Genomic DNA, 16,650 nt, shown 5'->3' with positions numbered 1-16,650 from the left:
GATTGCATCGGTCCTCACTGCACTGCTTGAGGTGCTGGTGGCTGTCACATCAGCTGACACTGGCTGGTAACTAGCATCCATCCCTAATCCCAGCGAAAATAATGAAATCCCCATGACAGCCCAATTCTTACCGCATTTATATAATTTATAATGCGTTTTAGTCTCTCCAAAATAATTATTCCTTAACATAAAAGAACCTACCTTTTTCACTTTTTTAGATAAAATCATACCAAAATCCCATCATTAAATCAAACGGTTTCAAGAAACTACATTAATAATAACACTCAAGGCATAAAAAGCAAAAAGTGTACTAATTCCAATCAATAAAACAGGAATTAGTACACTTTCAATTGTCTACGAATGACGTTATGACGCGGTTTATCGACTATTTTTCTGTACGTTCCAGGACCGTAACACTCTCAACATGCGTCGTCTGCGGGAACTGGTCGACGGGCTGGATCGGCTTCACCACATGGTAGCCGACGTCCGCAAAGCGTTGGATGTCCCGCACCAGGGTGGCCGGGTTGCAGGAAACATAAATCACTTTCTGTGGCGCCATCTCGCCGGTCGCTTCAATCAGCGACTCCGCCAGGCCCTTGCGCGGCGGGTCGACGATCACCACGTCCGGCTTCAGGCCCGCCGCCTGCCACTTGGCAAACTGGTCTTCGGCCTTGCCAACGACAAATTTGGCGTTCTTAATCCCGTTGCGCTTGGCGTTATGCTTAGCATCCTCAATCGCCGCCGGGACAATCTCAACCCCGTAGACCTGCTTGGCGTGCCGCGCCACCGCCAGTGAAATCGTCCCGATCCCGCAGTAGGCGTCAATCACCGTCTGGCTACCATCCAGTCCCGCACTATCAATCGCCGTCTGGTACAGCCGCTCCGTCTGCTGGGGGTTGACCTGGTAGAAGGACAGCGGCGAAATCGCAAAGTCAATGCCCAGCAGCTGGTCGTGGATTTCATCCTTGCCCCACAGCGTCTTATCAGTATCACCGAGCAGCTTATTGGTCCGCTTATCGTTGATGTTCTGCACGATACTCTTCACTTCCGGCACCCCGGCCACGATGCCGTCGACAATCTGTTCTTTCATCGGCAACCGCTTCGTGTTCGTGACCAAAACAACCATCACTTCATGGCTGTAATAGCCCCGGCGCACCATCACCGTCCGGATAACGCCCTTACCAGTCCGTTCATCATACGGCGTCACGTGGTACTTCCGCAACAAGTCCCGAACGACGACAATCGCCTCGTCAATCTTCGGATCCTGAATGTAGAAGTCCTCAATCGGCACCAGGGTATGGCTTCCCCGCTTGTAAAAGCCGGTTTCCAGCTTGCCGTGGACCAGCTTGACAGGCACCTGAGCCTTGTTCCGGTAGTGGTAAGGCCGCTCCATCCCCATCGTCGGCGCTACCTTAATTCCATCCAGGTGAGCCTTCGCCAACAGCTCCTCAATCTGGTGCTGCTTAAAACGCAGCTGTGCCAAGTACTTTAAGTGACCCAGCGGTGCAATCCCGGTCTGAATGTACTTCTTGTCCTTCACGTCGACCCGGTCGGCACTCTTCGTTTGCCAGTCCATCACCCGGCCCAAGGCAAAGTTCCTTGTCACCTTAGTCACCCGCACCGTCACTTCTTCCCCCGGTAGGGCGTTGGGTACAAAGACCGGGAAGTCAGCAATCTTGACGACCCCGTTGCCCTCGTAGGTCAAATCAATTACCTTGGCCTGGTATTCTTCATTTTTATGTACCGGAACGTTTACTTTCACGATTCTTCCTCCATTTTCACCATTGCTCAATAGCCCTATTATGACAAAATCGCCCAGGCTCATCAAGCAATGTCACTGAAGTTAATCATTGTATTTACATGCCATTCAAAGCCATTTAAAATTAAATTTAGAAAGGAGCCGTTAGCTCATGCTTACAATCTACGACCTGAAACATAATACGATGTTGTACCAGCCCGATTTTTTCGACCTAATTAACGACTTTGACCGGTTCAACGGTGTTTCCTTTGTTAGCAGTTTTAAGATTATTGAACGTCAACTACTCCCCCGCTTTAAACAAGTAAACTTGGTCCTAGGGCTTGAAGACCAGCGAACTGGACAAAATCTCAACCAATTTTTTAACGTTTCTCGCAGGGTCAAGGAACTCACTTCAGCCAGTGAAGACTTTCTTAACCGGCTGGAGGATGGAACCCTTCAACTCCGCTTTACTAAGGATCAGCTTTTCCATACCAAGTATTTCATCGTGGAAAATAACGACTCTTTTATCATCTTCAACGGCTCCATGAATTTGACTAAAAAGGCCCTTACCAACAACCACGAAATGCTCTGGATGTACGCTGGTCAAAAGGACAATCCGGCCGACCAGCCGATCTATGCGGCTCACCAACAACTCTTTCAGCAAAACTTCACGGAAGACAGTATTGATTACGTTAACCGGAAACTAATTGGCCAGATCCGTGGTAAGGATAAGCAGGCGATTACCGCCATCGTCACTGACCAGACACTCGACCAGCTCCAGAATTCTGAATTGCACATCAATCCTGACGATATTACTAAAATAACTAACGCTGACCAGCAGTCTAGCCAACGCTTTGCACTGGTCCCAGACACGACCGCCCGGGTCATCAAGGCGATTTACACCGCGAAGGGTAACAAACGGCGGAACCACGACCAGGTTCGCCAACAGGTTCAGCAGATCACCTACCAATCCTTTAGCGACCAGGACGAGACCGAAACGGTCAGCGCCGACTCCCTGTGTCCGACACCAATGTGGTCCTACCAGGGAAACCAAATCATCATCAAGGATTCCCACGACCAGCTTTACCACCCGCTTAGTTTTCCGCTCTACCAGGTCAGCCGAGAAGACGTCGTTAACTTCATTAACATTATCAAGAGCTTTAAGTACAACAAGGTCAAGGACGAAAGCCACCAGGCGCTTTCCGCCTTTATGTACCTGATGACTGCACCCTTGATCTGGAAAATCCGCCAAATTTACCGGCAATCCAACTACGCCCGTAGTGCCGACCAGATTCCCCTTTCGATGGTCCTGATTGGCCGGGGAACCACTGGGAAGACGCTCCTCGTCCGCGACTACTTTAAACCCTTTATCGGTGACCATTCCTCAAGTGTCCAGTATTCAGAAATCAATGGCGGGAACGGTTCGCACACCAACCGGGCAGTCGGCTTCTTGAATAATTACCTTCAGTCAAAACGGTTCATCTCGCCAATGATTATCGATGAACTCAACGATAACTTCTTGCACAGCAAGGTGGCGACCAACGCAATCAAGCAGTGGTCAAACACCATCGATGACATCCACAACGTCAACATCTTTGCGATGAACCACAACGCTGGCGGACACGCCATCAACAACTTGGAGGAAATTACCAAGCGGGTTTACTACCTCTCCTTTGAAGCCGGCTGGCTACCGCTGGACCAGCAGCGCTACGACTACAATATCCTGATTAACAGCCTCAATGACCACATCTATAAATACGTGACCGGGGAACTGAATCGGCGCCTCAACCAGCTCTCCGGCTTTGACGAAGACCACTTGATTAGCGATTACTTGTACCTCACCAAGCAAATCGTCAAAGAGCTGTTTAAGAACTTTAACCTCGCTAACGAGCTCGCCGATATTATCGATGACAACTACAATTACAAGGTCGACCGCAACCGGATTACCTGGAAGATGCTGATCCGGGACGACGACTTCAAGCACGTCGCCTTTACCAACGGTGACGACCAGCGGTTCACCGTCTCCAAAGCCATCTTCAACAACCTCAAGGGGAGCACCACCTACGAAAACATCAACCAAACCCTAGATAACTACTTCAATATGTTCCCCCGGGAAGCCGGGATCGCGATTTACCAATACGACAACGGGATGATGCTCAGCATTGATAAGTTCGATCATTTTATTGGCGAACCCCTGATCCGTAACTACTACAACCAGCTGCACCAGCAGGAACACGACCAAAACAGCATGAGTGCCTACCTCAAGGCCCAAGCCAAACGGGATGAGGAACGGAGCAAGCGGGAAGAGCAACGCGACCAGCAAATGCAGGAGGTCCTCGCCAAACTGGCAGCTAACCAGAAGAAGCCGGGATTATTCTCCCGTCTCTTTCATAAAGATTAAAGAGCAAACCAAGCAACTGCTCATAGTTGCTGGTTTGCTCTTTTACTTATCTTCTTCACTAATCTTGCCGACACCCTCCACGAAGTCCTTTTCGACCCGTCGAAAGTCGGCCGAATCGGTGATGGCATCATCCGGAATCTCATCCAGGTTTGCCACCACCTCAATGTGCTGTTTTAGGTCATGGAACTTCATCGGTGCGTCCCCGCCGTATTCGCCATCGAGGTTGATCATCAGGCGGTCTTCCTTATTTAACGGGGTTACGGTCACATCGGTTGCCTTGGCATAAATAATTCGCGGATCGCCAAGGTGCTTGCCTTGCAGGGCCTTCGCCATCAAGCTCAGCATATCGGCTAGGCTGCTCTTCTTTACGATGATCATCGTAAACTTACCATCGTCCAGCGCGGCATCCGGCACAATTTGCTCAAAGCCGCCCACCGAATTGGTCAGTGCCAGGAAAATCGTCGAAGCCATTCCCCGATATTCATTGCCATCGTACTTAATGGAAACGTCAACCGGCTTAACCTGCGGCAAAAGCTCCGCACCCTTGGCAAAGTATGCGGCATAGCCGAAAAGCGACTTCATCGACGACGGCACATCATAGGTCAGCTCCGTCAGGGTCCCCCCGGCCGCGATGTTCATAAAGTAGTTGTCGCCCGCCTTGCCGATGTCAATCTTGAACTTCTTGTTCTTCTTTAGGATCAGTTTAGCGGCAGCAATCGGATCATCACGGGGAATCCGTAGCGCCCGGGCGTAATCATTAGTCGTCCCGGCCGGAATAATCGCCATCGTTGGCCGCTTTTCCAGCCCGGCGATCCCGTTCACCACCTCATTGAGGGTTCCGTCCCCGCCGGCAGCCACGATCAGGTCAAAGCCTTCCTGCGCCGCCCGGGTTGCTTCATTTTTTGCCGAATCCGGTGCTGGCGTAGTGGCAAACGCGCTCGTCTCGTAGCCCGCCTTTTCGTAGATGTCCAGAATATCGACCAGGTCCCGGCGGAGCGCTTCACGACCAGCAGTCGGGTTGTAAATAATCCGTGCTCGTTTACGCATCGTCAGCCTCCTACATCGCCTGTAGCGACTTCATCAGCAGCTGGGTCACGATCTTCGGGTTGGCCTTCCCATGGGTCTGCTTCATGATTTGGCCCATCAGGTAGCCGACTGCCCGGTCCTTCCCGTTCTTGTAGTCGTCAACGGATTGCTGGTTGTTTGCCAGAACGTCATCGACAATTGGCTGCAGCTGGGCTGGGTCGGACAATTGGACCAGGCCGTGTTCCTTAGCGTAAGCCTGTGGTTCTTCACCATTTAAAATTCCCTTGAAGACCTTCTTGGCCATCTTAGAAGAAATCGTCCCGTCGTCGATCAGCTTGACCATCCCGGCCAGGTTGGCTGGCGTCAGCTTGGTGTCCTGGAGGTCAACGTGCTGGTCGTTCAGGTAGGAATTGACGTCGTTCATCAGGTAGTTGGCTACCCGCTTCGGGTCGCCGCCATCCTTGATCGCTTCTTCAAAGAAGTCGGACATTTCCTTGGTTTGGGTCAGGACCATCGCGTCGTAGTCGGACAGACCGAGGTCGTCAACGTAGTGTTTCCGCCGTTCACCCGGCATTACCGGCATTTCGCCCTCGATTTCCTTGATCCAGTCTTCGCTGACCTCTACCGGTGGCAGGTCTGGTTCAGGGAAGTACCGGTAGTCGTCGGCCCCTTCCTTGGACCGCATCGAAATCGTTGTCCCGGTTGGCTCATCGTAACGCCGCGTTTCCTGGGCAATGTGACCACCGGAGAGCAGTACGTTTTGGTGCCGCTTTTCTTCAAAGGCCAGGGCCTTGCGGACGTAGTTGAAGGAGTTGATGTTCTTCATTTCCGTCTTGGTCCCAAACTTGTCAGCGCCGATTGGCCGAATCGAAATGTTGGTGTCAACCCGCATCGACCCTTCTTCCATCTTCACATCGGAAATCCCGGTGAACTGGATCCGCTGCCGGAGTGCTTCCAGGTAGGCCACCGCTTCTTCTGGCGAAGCAATGTCCGGCTTAGAAACGATTTCGATCAGCGGGGTGCCCTGCCGGTTCAAGTCGACGTAGGAATACTTGCTGGTGTGGGTGTTCTTCCCGGCATCCTCTTCGATGTGCATCTCCGCGATCCCGATCTTTTTCTTCTTACCGTCAACCTCGATTTCAATCCAGCCGTCGTGGGCGATTGGCGTCGCGGACTGGGTAATCTGGTAGGCCTTCGGGTTATCCGGGTAGAAGTAGTTCTTCCGGTCAAAGTGCATCCGCCGGGCAATCTGGGCGTGGAGGGCCAGGCCGGCCATGATCCCGTCACGGACAACGCCCTTGTTCAAGGTCGGCAGCACCCCGGGGTACCCCCAGTCAATCACGTTGGTATTAGCGTTCGGCTGGTCACCATATTCAACCGGTGAAGGACTGTAAATCTTAGAGTTCGTCTTTAATTCAACGTGGACTTCAAGCCCAATGGTTGTTTGAAAGTTCATCTTAGTTCTGTCCTCCTAACTGTGGGGTCTTCTGGTGGAAGTCAGTCGTCTGTTCAAAGACGTAACCAGTGTTGTAGATGGTCTGCTCGTCAAACGGCTTCCCAATCAGCTGCAGGCCCACTGGCATCCCGTCTTCAGCGGAGAAGCCGGCCGGCAGTGACATTGCTGGCAGACCGGCCATGTTTACCGGCACGGTCAGCACATCGTTCATGTACATCGTCTTCGGATCGTCGATTTCGGCACCAATCTTGAAGGCCGTGGAAGCCCCGGTAGCACCAACGATCAGGTCGTAATCCTTGAAGACCTTGGTGAAGTCATCACTAATCAGGCGGCGAACCTTGGCGGCCTTGTTGAAGTAAGCGTCATAGAAGCCGGCTGACAGGGAGAAGGTCCCCAGCATAATCCGGCGCTTAACTTCATCCCCAAATCCTTGGGAACGGGACTTGACATACACTTCTTCCAGGTTCTTCGCTTCCGGTGCCCGGTAGCCGTAACGAATCCCATCATACCGCTGTAAGTTCGATGAGGCTTCGGATGAGGCCAGGATGTAGTAAGCCGGAACCCCATCGTGGGTGTGCGGCAGGCTCACTTCGTCCACGGTTGCCCCCAGGGATTCCAGGTGGTCCAGGGCGGCCTTGATAACGGCCTTTACATCAGCGCGCAGGCCATCGTAGTATTCCTTTGGTACGGCAATCTTGAGGCCCTTAATGCTTGTGGAATCATTCAGCTGGGCCGCCCAGTCCGGAACTTCCTTGAGCGAAGAGGTCGTGTCGTGTTCGTCGTTGCCGGCAATCAAAGCGGTCAGGTAGGCGTTATCCTTAACGGACCGGGTCAGCCAGCCAACCTGGTCAAAGCTGGAACCAAAGGCGATGATTCCCCACCGTGAAACCCGGCCATAGGTTGGCTTCATGCCGACAATTCCGTTGAAGGAAGCGGGCATCCGGATGGAACCACCAGTGTCGGTCCCGAGTGCCCCCAGGACGTCACCCGCGGCCACCGCGGCTGCGGAACCACCTGAAGAACCGCCCGGTACCCGGGTCAGGTCCCACGGGTTATGGGTGGTAAAGAAGGCGGAGTTTTCCGTCGAGGAACCCATGGCAAATTCGTCCAGGTTGGTCTTCCCAACGTTGACGTAACCCGCCTGCTTCAGCTTTTCAACCACCGTTGCGTCGTACACAGGCGTGAAGTTTTCCAGCATCTTGGAAGCCGCGGTCGTCCGCAGCCCCTTCGTCAAGATGTTATCCTTGACCGCCAGCGGGATCCCGGCAAGCAGCTGGTCGGCACTAATCCCGGCTTCGTCGACTGCCTGGGCCTGCTTCATGGCCCCTTCTTCGTCCAGCGTTAAGAACGCCTTGACCTGGTCGTCATTGCCCTTGATGTGGTCGAGGGTTTCCCTGGTCAGTTCTGTGGCGCTGATCTTCTTGTTTACCAGGTCATCATGGAGCTGGCTGAGGTCTGTTTGGTAAAAATCCATTATTCGCCATCCTCACTTTCATCAATGATTACCGGAACCCGGATGTAGCCGTCAGCCGCATCTGGAGCGTTCTTCAATAATGCCGCGGTTTCTTCTGGGCTCGCCTTGACCGCCTTGTCCTCACGCATGGCATTGACCCGGTCGGTCGCGTTGGTCATTGGTTCAACGCCGTCCGTATCCTCATTGGCGATTTCCTCAAACATATCGATAATGCTTCCCAGCTGAGTCGTGAATTGTTCAAGCTCTGCCTGGGGGAATTCCAGTTTAGCAAGTTCTGCAACGTGCTTTACTTCCTGCTCAGTGATCTTACTGGCCATCATTTCTACCTCTTTTCTCAAAATTAAGTACATATACAATTAACAATTCTAGCACAGAATGACTGATTTTTTTATTGAATTATGCCGTAAGAAAGCAAAAGGACCGTCAGCCATCGCTGCGATCCTTAGTTAAACATTAGTATGAATCTAAGATGTGGGTCCGGAAGGTGTCGGAACCGGCATCCCGGTAAACGATTGCCTGCATCTCAGAATCCGATTGGATCCGAATATCAATCGGGATTCCACTCGGCAGGTAGCGCTTCGCCGCCCGGGCGATGTACTGGGTAAAGCTGGTAATCTCCGTTTGGCTATAAAACTGGGTCGTCACCGTAATGTGCATCCCCGCGAGGTTGCCATTGTGGTATTGGGCCTGGGCGGTCACCCCGCTCAGGTTCGGGAAGAAGTTTTGAATCTGGCTCTTGAAGTTGGCAAAATTATCGTTATCGGTTGAATCAGCGCTGTTCTGGGCGTTCGTGGCCGACGCCTTCGGCAGGACCATCGTCTTGTAATCCAGCTTCGTCCAGCCGCTAATCTTATTACCGTTGTTCTTACTGTACGCAAAGAAACTGCCGCCGACCAGGCTGTCGTCTGGTGCCTGCTTGTAGAGGGCAATCACGATTGGGACGTTTTGCAAGGCCTTCTTCTGGCGCAGCCGGGTCAAAATCTTCTGCGCGGCAATTTCCCCCTGGCGCCGAACCTCGTCTTGGCTGATTTTCTTCGTGTAGGACGGGCCGTCAGTCTTCTTTTGGTAGTTGTATTCGGAGTTAATCCCGACCCCGATCACCACGCCCTTGAGCTTCATTGACCGGCCATTATCGGTCATGTAGTCCTGTTCTTCGATTTGCTGGACGTATTCAGGGTTCGGGTCGCTCTTCTTTCCCTGGGCGGGATTCAGCCCCTCCGGATTCTTGGCCGACTTCCGCGCCAGCCAGCTTTGCAAAGTGCTGGTATCTAAGTACTGCCCCTCCTGGAAAATGTAGTTCTTCGGCGAAAAGACCCGCTTGGAAACCTGGGTCAGGCCGCTTTCAAAGCTCTTCTGGTTAAACTGGTTATCGTTTTGGGCCACGTTGATCCCACGGGCCTTGCTGGTCTTGTACCGCCCGTTTTGAATGACCCCTTGGTAGTTGCCGTTGCCTGACCCGGTGGTGCTGTAATTCTTCGCTGAATTCTTCCCACACGAGGCCAGCACGACCACGCTCGCCAGCAGCGCCGTGGCGGTTGCAATTTTCTTGATAGTTCGCTTCACGATTTATTGTTCCTCCTTCATCGCTTGGGCAAATCGGGCTTCGTCCCAGACCGTGATTCCCAGGTCCTGCGCCTTGGTCAGTTTGCTGCCGGCCGCCGTCCCCGCAATGACAATGTCAGTTTTCTTTGAAACGCTTCCGGTGACCTTCGCCCCGTGAGCTTCCAGCCAGTTTTTGGCGTCCGTCCGGGTCAGTTCTTCTAGTTTACCCGTTAGCACGACCCGGCGGCCGTTCCACTCACTCGCGGCAACCGGGGCACTTGCCCCATGGTAGTCAAAGTTGACCCCGGCCGCCCGCAGCTCGTCAACCAAAGTGACTACCTGCTCGTTGGCGAAGTAGGTCTGGACACTCTCGCCGATTGTCGGGCCGATTCCGTCCACGGCCGCAACTTCCTCGGCATTCGCTGCCATCAGACGTTCCAGCGTTTGGAAGTGTTCCATGATCAGCCGCGCCGCCTTGGCACCCACGTGACGGATCCCCAGGCCGAATAATAAGCGCTCGACAGAATTATTACGACTATTCGCAATCGATGTCAATAGGTTCGTCGCTGATTTGTCGCCAAATTTATCTAAAGTTAATAATTGGTCGTGAGTCAGGCTGTACAGGTCGGCTACGTCATGGACCAGCTGCTTATCCCAGAGTTGCTGGATAATCTTCGGGCCGAGGCCGTCGATGTTCATCGCGTTCCGGGAGGCAAAGTGGGCCAGGCCCTCCTTGATTTGGGCCGGGCACATCGGGTTAACGCACCGCAGGGCCACCTCGCCGTCCAAGTGGACAAGGTCCGAGCCGCAGACCGGGCAGGTCGTTGGCACTTGGTACGGCTGGCTGTCTGCTGGCCGCTTCTTCAAGTCGACCCGGGAAATTTCGGGAATGATATCCCCGGCCTTATGCAGGTAAACCGTGTCGCCGAGCCGGATATCCTTTTCGCGGAGGTAGTCGGGATTGTGCAGGGAAGCCCGGCTAACCGTCGTTCCTGCTAGCTGAATCGGGTCCATGACCGCGGTTGGGGTCACGTTGCCGGTCCGGCCCACCGTCCAGACAATTTCCCGCACCACCGTTGCCTGCTCCTCCGGTGGGAACTTATAGGCGATTTCCCAGCGGGGCACCTTAACGGTATTGCCCAGGGCGTTCTCGGTATCGAGGTCATTGACCTTTTCCACGATTCCATCGATCCCGTAAGACAGCTGGTCCCGCTGGGCCGTGTACTCTTCAATGTAGTCGGTAATCTCCTGCCGGCTCCGCACCACCCGGTTGTGGGGGTTGACGGAAAAGCCGAGTTCCCGCATTCGGTTAAGGGCCGCCGCCTGGGTCCGCACGCCGAGTTTTTGGTACTCGGGCACGTAGTACATAAAGGTTGCTAAATCGCGCCGGGCGGTTACCTGGGGATCGAGCTGGCGGAGGCTGCCCGCCGCCGCATTCCGTGGGTTGGCAAAGATCGGCAGGCCGGCGGCTTCCCGCTCCTGGTTAAGCTTGACGAACGACTCTTTCGGCATATAGCACTCGCCCCGAAATTCTAAGCTCAACGGTTCCGGGAGCTGGTGGGGCACCGACTTGATCGTCATCACGTTAGCCGTGACGTCCTCGCCGATGTTCCCATTCCCCCGGGTCGACCCCTGGACTAGCCGGCCGTTTTCGTAAACCAGCGAAAGGGAGAGCCCATCAATTTTCAGCTCCAGGTTATATTCGGGGGTTACGTTAACATCGTCGTTATCCTGCTGGCGCTGGTTGAAGTCCATTAGCTCATCGATTGAGAACACATCGCCCATCGACAGCATCGGAATTTCGTGCGTCACCTTGGTTAACTCGCCCGTCGGTCCGCCACCAACGTGCTGGGTCGGCGAATCACTGGTCTTGAGTTCTGGAAAGCGCTGCTCCAATTCGACCAGACGTTGGTAGGCCCGGTCGTAGACGTAGTCCTCGACTGAGGGGTTATCTTGTTCGTAATATTCCCGGCCCCACTTGGTCAGCTGTTGCCGGAGGGGGGCAATTTCCTGTTTGGCCGCCGCCAGCGTTAACTGGTCGACTGGTGTTTGTTTATCCATTCTTTAGGCCTCACTTTTTTGTTAATCCGTCACCTTTTTGATCGGGGCAAAGCTGGCCAGGAGCCGCTTAACGCCCTGGTTGGGGAAGGCAATGTCCAATTCCATGTCATTACCGGTCCCGCTAATTTTGACAACCGTCCCCTGGCCCCACTTCTTGTGGGTCACCTTATCGCCAGCCTTCCAGCTGAGCTTATCCGCGCCGGTTCCAGAATTGGTAACCGGGGCAACCCGCTTGCCGGCATCGCGGTAGTGGTGCTTGGCCTGCTGGCTGCGGTAAGTCGGCTTCATGGCGGCCCGCTTGTCGAACGGCAGACGACCGCCGCCGAAGCTGTTCATACCGCCCTCCTCTTCCAACAATTCGGGACTGATTTCCTCGACAAAGCGGGACGGCTGGTTGCGTTGGACCCGGCCGTACAGGAGCCGGGAGACTGCGTTCGTCAGGTAGAGCTTCTTCTTCGCCCGGGTAATGCCGACGTAGGCTAAGCGGCGTTCTTCTTCCAGCTCGTCATCCTCCAGCAGGGCCCGGGACAGGGGGAAGATCCCCTCTTCCATCCCCACTAGGAAGACGACCGGGAACTCCAGTCCTTTAGCCGCGTGCAGGGTCATCAGGGTCACTGCCGGGGCCTGTTCGTCAACGTCGTCCTGGTCGGACACCAGGGCCAGATCAGCTAGGAAGTTGACGAGCTTCTGCCGGTTATCAACGTCATCGTCGGCGTGCTGCTTGTCATACTCCTGGGTCACGGACTTGAATTCGTCCAGGTTTTCCTGCCGGGCCTGGGCTTCCAGGCTGTTATCCTTGCGGAGCATCTGGTTGTAGCCCGACCGCTCCAGGATCTGGTCCGTCAGGTCGGTAATGCTGAGGAAGTCAGCCTGCTGGTCCAGGTCCTTGATTAATTGCCCAAAGTCGGCCAGCTTGTTCCGGGTCCGGGCGGTAATCGTGTTGGCAATATCGACGTTTTGGCTGGCCTCCAGTAGGGACCAGTGGTTGTCATTGGCAAATTCGCGCAGGTGCTCAACACTGGTCAAGCCGATCCCCCGCTTCGGTGTGTTGACAACCCGGCTAAAGCTCATCGAATCCTGGTGGTTGACGATCAAAGTCAGGTAGGCCAGGATGTCGCGGATTTCCTTCCGGTCGTAGAACTTGTGCCCCCCGACCATCGTGTACGGTACGCTGGACTTCATGAAGGTTTCTTCGATCACCCGCGACTGGGCGTTGGTCCGGTAGAGGATGGCAAAGTCGTTGTAGTGGTAGCCATGCTGAGCGTGTTCTTCCTGGATCTTAGAAACGATGTACTGGGCCTCGTCGTGCTCGTTTTGGGCCTGGTAGTAACTAATCTTATCCCCCCGGCCATTTTCGGTCCAGAGGTTCTTGTCCTTCCGCCCGTTATTATTCTTGATGACCTCGTTAGCGGCGTCCAGGATGTTTTGCGTTGACCGGTAGTTCTGCTCCAGCATCACCGTGTGGGCGCCGGGGTAGTCCCGCTCAAAATTCAGGATGTTCTCAATGTTGGCCCCCCGCCAGCCGTAGATGCTCTGGTCAGCATCCCCGACCACGCAGATATTTTCGTACTTGTCCGCCAGCATGTGGACCAGCTTGTACTGGGCATCGTTGGTGTCCTGGTATTCATCGACGTGGATGTAGTGGAAGCGGTCCTGGTAGAATTCCAGGGTTTCTTGGTCCTGTTCAAACAGCTCAATCGTTTTCATAATTAGGTCGTCAAAGTCGAGGGCCTGGTTAGCCTCCAGCTGTTCCTGGTAGAGTTTGTAGGCCCGAGCGACGACCTGGCTGTACATACTGTGGGGATTATTGTCGCTGCCCGCCTTGGCCGCGTATTCTTGCGGCGTCAGCAGGGCGTTTTTGGCGTTTGAAATCGTGCTGAGGATACTCCGCGGGTCAAATTTTTTCGGGTCAATGTTGAGCTCCGCACAGACCTGCTTCATCAGGGTCCGCTGCTCGCTCGTGTCAGCAATCGTAAAGGCCCGGTTATAGCCGAGCTTTTCAATATCCCGCCGTAAAATCCGGACACACAGGGAGTGGAAGGTGGAAACCCAGATATCCTGGGCCCCCTCGCCCAGGAGCTTGCCAACCCGTTCCTGCATTTCCTTAGCGGCTTTATTAGTAAAGGTAATCGCCAGGATATTCCACGGCAAGACCCCCTTTTCTTCGATCAGGTAGGCCACCCGGTGCGTCAAGACCCGGGTCTTTCCGGAACCCGCTCCAGCCATGACCAGGAGTGGTCCTTCCGTCGTCAGGACCGCCTCAGCCTGCTTATCATTCATTCCCTCTAACAATGCTTGACTATTGCTCACGCCGTTCCATCCTCTCTTCAAATTCAATCGGCTAATATTATAACAAAAAAGCGGCGAGAAAAATAACCAAGGGCCTCGCGACTGGTTAGCCGTCTGGCCCTTTTAACAGGTTATTTTGCTCTTATCAGATTTCATCGTCGTTGTTCTGCGGGGCGTCATTCGGGGCGATGGGTTCGTCCCAGACCTCCGTATCATCGACCTGGTCCTCCAGCTCGTCCAAACTGCTGCTGCCGGTCACCCAAACGAAGCCGATCAGACTATCATCATCGACCGCCGGCAGGTCAAACAGGCGGAACTGCCAGTTATCCTTGAGCAGCCATTGCCGCTGGATGGCAGCCTCCTGCTTCTTGCGAATCACCATCAGCAGGGCCGGCTGCAGGGAACGGACGATGTGCAGCGGCATTCCCACCGCGGCCCGCAGCTGTTCGTCATACTGGGTCACGTTGGCCGAGCTGTCATAGACGTTGGCAATGGAGGTCATACCTAACTCGATGTTCTTCACGTACAGGGAACCGTTGGCCGTAACGTAGAAGTTCAGAGAGAACACCCCGTGGTATTCCAGCGAACTGGCAACGCTCTTCACAATCCGCTGCATCTCAGTCAGCAGGGCGTCATCAACCACGGCGGGGGTGGCAACGGCAATCAGCTGCCGGTCCGCAGAAAATTGCAGCTTCGCTAATGGGTAGATTTCCACCTGGTCCCCATCCGTGGCCGCCGTCATCGTGTACTCCGCGGTGTGGTCGATCCACGATTCCAAGAGGTAGGTCCCAGTGCTGATGAAGTCCGCCGCCCGGGCGATGTCGGACTGGCGGGCAATCATCATCGACTGCTCGCCAATTCCCCGCTGGATCGGCTTAAGCAGGGCGGGGTAGCCGATTGAATCGATGGACTGGTAGACGTCATCAAGGCTCACCACCGTCACGTAAGGGGCGATGTTAATGTTGATCTGGTCAAGGAAGGCCCGTTCCATCAGCCGGTCCTGAACAATTTCCAGGCCGTTGATCCCCTGCGGTACCGCCGCAAACTGGCTCAGGAAACGGATTACCCGGGAGTCGATGTTCGGCGTCTGGTAAATGACCGCGTCACTATTTTGCCCAAATTCGGTCAGCTTGTCCTTGTCGTTATAGGCACCGACGATGGTAAAGTCAGCCATCTTGGTAATAGCGGGCTGGGCGTGATCAACGTACACCCCTACGTTAAAGCCCGCCTTCTTGGCGGCAGCAATCAGTGCCCCGCCGTTACGGTTGATTCCAATAATCCCGAGCGTACTTCCCGGGTACAGTGCATCCCCACTCATGTCATAACCCCCTTAGTCTTCTTCAAACTCAATCTGGTTCGCGGCCAGCGACTTGATCCGGGCCAGCGATTCCACCCGAATTCCCCGATCGCGCAGCTCCCGACCCCCGGGTTGGAAACTCTTTTCAATCACAATTCCGGCCCCGGCGACGTGCACCCCGGCCTGGTCAGCGATTTCCAGCATTCCTTCCACGGCCTGGCCGTTCGCCAAGAAGTCATCAATCATCAAAATCTTATCATCGGGAGCAACGTACTTCTTAGAAATTGAGATCCGGTTGGTCGTCTTTTTAGTATAGGAATAGACGTCCGCCACGTACAGGTTGCTGTTCAGCGTTAAACTCTTATGCTTGCGGGCAAAGATCACCGGTACCTTCATCGCCAAGCCGGTCATCACGGCCGGGGCAATCCCCGATGATTCGACCGTCCAAATCTTGGTAATGCCCTCATCAGCAAACCGCCGGGCAAATTCCTGACCAACGTGCAGCATTAACTCCGGATCGACCTGGTGGTTCAAGAAGGCATCCACTTTCAGAACGTTGCCGGGTAGCACCGTCCCAAACTGCTTGATTTTATCGTTTAATTCCTGCATGAAGCGCGCTCCTTTACCATTTACTTATCATAATTATATAACTTATAGGTCTGGATGACCGAAATTAACTTTTGCGCATAGTCCGGGTCGGTCGCGTAGCCCGCCTTTTGCAGTTCCCGGGCTGCCTGCTGATAGCTGGTGGCCTGGACCACGGCCTGGTAGTTTTCTTTATTCGTATCGGTCCCGTTTAGCATCAGTTTGGTGTGATCTTTGATGGAGTCGCTCCAGCTGTCGTAGACCTTAAACCGGCCCTTGGTGACGATCCAGTGACCGTTGATGTACTCCTTGGTCGTCAGCACCCGGGAATTGTTCGGGTCGGTTCCCTTAATGCCAAAGAGGTTGTGATACTGGGAGGCTAGCTGGCTGGTTCCCCACTGCGATTCAAGGATCGCCTGGGCAATCGTGACCGACGCGTACACGTGGTAGGCGTTTTGCATTGCCTGGGATTCAGGAGCTACCTGCTTGATAAAGGCCTGCTTAGCCTGCTGGTCCTGCCGTTGAAGCTGGCGCTCAATCCGCTGCTGGTTCCAGATCCGGTAGTAGTGGTGAGCTGCATAGACGCCCAAGAAGAGCGCGATGACGACCAGGATCCAGATGAGGACCTTGCGCCCCGAAGTAGTTTTCCGTGATTTTCTTCTCTTCCGCTTTGCCAATGGAAATCCTCCCTGAGTACTCATAGTTGTAAATTCAATTTAAAAATAACCAATGTTGATTATAGCATTTTTCCCCGGGGAACTGGTTTACGATTTAAAAACAA

At 54.1% G+C, this 16,650-nt stretch carries 13 protein-coding genes; 1 reads left to right on the top strand and 12 read right to left on the bottom strand.

Going from position 1 to position 16,650, the window contains the following annotated elements; all coding sequences use genetic code 11:
• Both HMPREF0494_RS10990 and rlmD read right to left on the bottom strand, forming a co-directional pair.
• A partial coding sequence (locus HMPREF0494_RS10990; RefSeq protein ID WP_169304280.1) for a KxYKxGKxW signal peptide domain-containing protein occupies positions 1 to 189 on the bottom strand: 189 nt, incomplete at its 3' end.
• A gap of 196 nt (positions 190 to 385) precedes the next feature.
• Positions 386 to 1,762, bottom strand: coding sequence for a 23S rRNA (uracil(1939)-C(5))-methyltransferase RlmD (gene rlmD / locus HMPREF0494_RS06540; protein WP_187368695.1), 1,377 nt, complete (start codon positions 1,760 to 1,762; stop codon positions 386 to 388).
• A 148-nt stretch (positions 1,763 to 1,910) separates the two neighbouring features.
• Here rlmD and HMPREF0494_RS06535 point away from each other — a divergent pair, with 148 nt between their 5' ends.
• Complete coding sequence (locus HMPREF0494_RS06535; RefSeq protein ID WP_007124164.1) at positions 1,911 to 4,139, top strand: phospholipase D family protein; 2,229 nt, start codon at positions 1,911 to 1,913, stop codon at positions 4,137 to 4,139.
• Between the two features lie 42 nt (positions 4,140 to 4,181).
• Here HMPREF0494_RS06535 and HMPREF0494_RS06530 read toward each other — a convergent pair whose 3' ends face one another.
• The 10 genes from HMPREF0494_RS06530 to HMPREF0494_RS06485 form a co-directional block, all read right to left on the bottom strand.
• Complete coding sequence (locus HMPREF0494_RS06530) at positions 4,182 to 5,186, bottom strand: diacylglycerol kinase (protein WP_007124163.1); 1,005 nt, start codon at positions 5,184 to 5,186, stop codon at positions 4,182 to 4,184.
• A 10-nt stretch (positions 5,187 to 5,196) separates the two neighbouring features.
• Positions 5,197 to 6,621 (bottom strand): Asp-tRNA(Asn)/Glu-tRNA(Gln) amidotransferase subunit GatB, encoded by a 1,425-nt coding sequence (gene gatB, locus HMPREF0494_RS06525; RefSeq protein ID WP_007124162.1) that lies wholly within the window; start codon positions 6,619 to 6,621, stop codon positions 5,197 to 5,199.
• Position 6,622: 1 nt separating this feature from the next.
• Entirely contained in the window at positions 6,623 to 8,095 is a 1,473-nt protein-coding gene (gene gatA / locus HMPREF0494_RS06520) for an Asp-tRNA(Asn)/Glu-tRNA(Gln) amidotransferase subunit GatA (protein ID WP_007124161.1), read from the bottom strand.
• Positions 8,095 to 8,412, bottom strand: coding sequence for an Asp-tRNA(Asn)/Glu-tRNA(Gln) amidotransferase subunit GatC (gene gatC / locus HMPREF0494_RS06515; RefSeq protein ID WP_040458869.1), 318 nt, complete (start codon positions 8,410 to 8,412; stop codon positions 8,095 to 8,097). Before gatC ends, gatA begins: the two co-directional genes overlap by 1 nt.
• 136 nt (positions 8,413 to 8,548) lie before the next feature.
• The gene (locus tag HMPREF0494_RS06510) at positions 8,549 to 9,658 is read right to left on the bottom strand and encodes a CamS family sex pheromone protein (RefSeq protein ID WP_007124159.1); all 1,110 of its coding nucleotides are present in this window, start codon (positions 9,656 to 9,658) and stop codon (positions 8,549 to 8,551) included.
• Positions 9,659 to 9,661: 3 nt separating this feature from the next.
• A complete protein-coding gene (gene ligA / locus HMPREF0494_RS06505) occupies positions 9,662 to 11,698 on the bottom strand; it encodes an NAD-dependent DNA ligase LigA (RefSeq protein WP_007124158.1) in 2,037 nt (678 codons plus the stop codon).
• A 21-nt stretch (positions 11,699 to 11,719) separates the two neighbouring features.
• A complete protein-coding gene (pcrA, locus tag HMPREF0494_RS06500) occupies positions 11,720 to 14,008 on the bottom strand; it encodes a DNA helicase PcrA (protein ID WP_040458868.1) in 2,289 nt (762 codons plus the stop codon).
• A gap of 124 nt (positions 14,009 to 14,132) precedes the next feature.
• Positions 14,133 to 15,305 (bottom strand): ATP-grasp domain-containing protein, encoded by a 1,173-nt coding sequence (locus tag HMPREF0494_RS06495; protein WP_007124156.1) that lies wholly within the window; start codon positions 15,303 to 15,305, stop codon positions 14,133 to 14,135.
• Between the two features lie 12 nt (positions 15,306 to 15,317).
• Complete coding sequence (locus HMPREF0494_RS06490) at positions 15,318 to 15,893, bottom strand: xanthine phosphoribosyltransferase (RefSeq protein WP_007124155.1); 576 nt, start codon at positions 15,891 to 15,893, stop codon at positions 15,318 to 15,320.
• Between the two features lie 20 nt (positions 15,894 to 15,913).
• Positions 15,914 to 16,546 (bottom strand): glycoside hydrolase family 73 protein, encoded by a 633-nt coding sequence (locus HMPREF0494_RS06485; protein WP_040458867.1) that lies wholly within the window; start codon positions 16,544 to 16,546, stop codon positions 15,914 to 15,916.
• Positions 16,547 to 16,650 lie beyond the last annotated feature (104 nt).

Origin of the sequence: Limosilactobacillus antri DSM 16041, from assembly GCF_000160835.1 — a bacterium.
Lineage (GTDB): Bacteria > Bacillota > Bacilli > Lactobacillales > Lactobacillaceae > Limosilactobacillus > Limosilactobacillus antri.
Note: the sequence above shows the minus strand (reverse complement) of the source record. Positions and strands in the feature narration are given on the sequence as shown.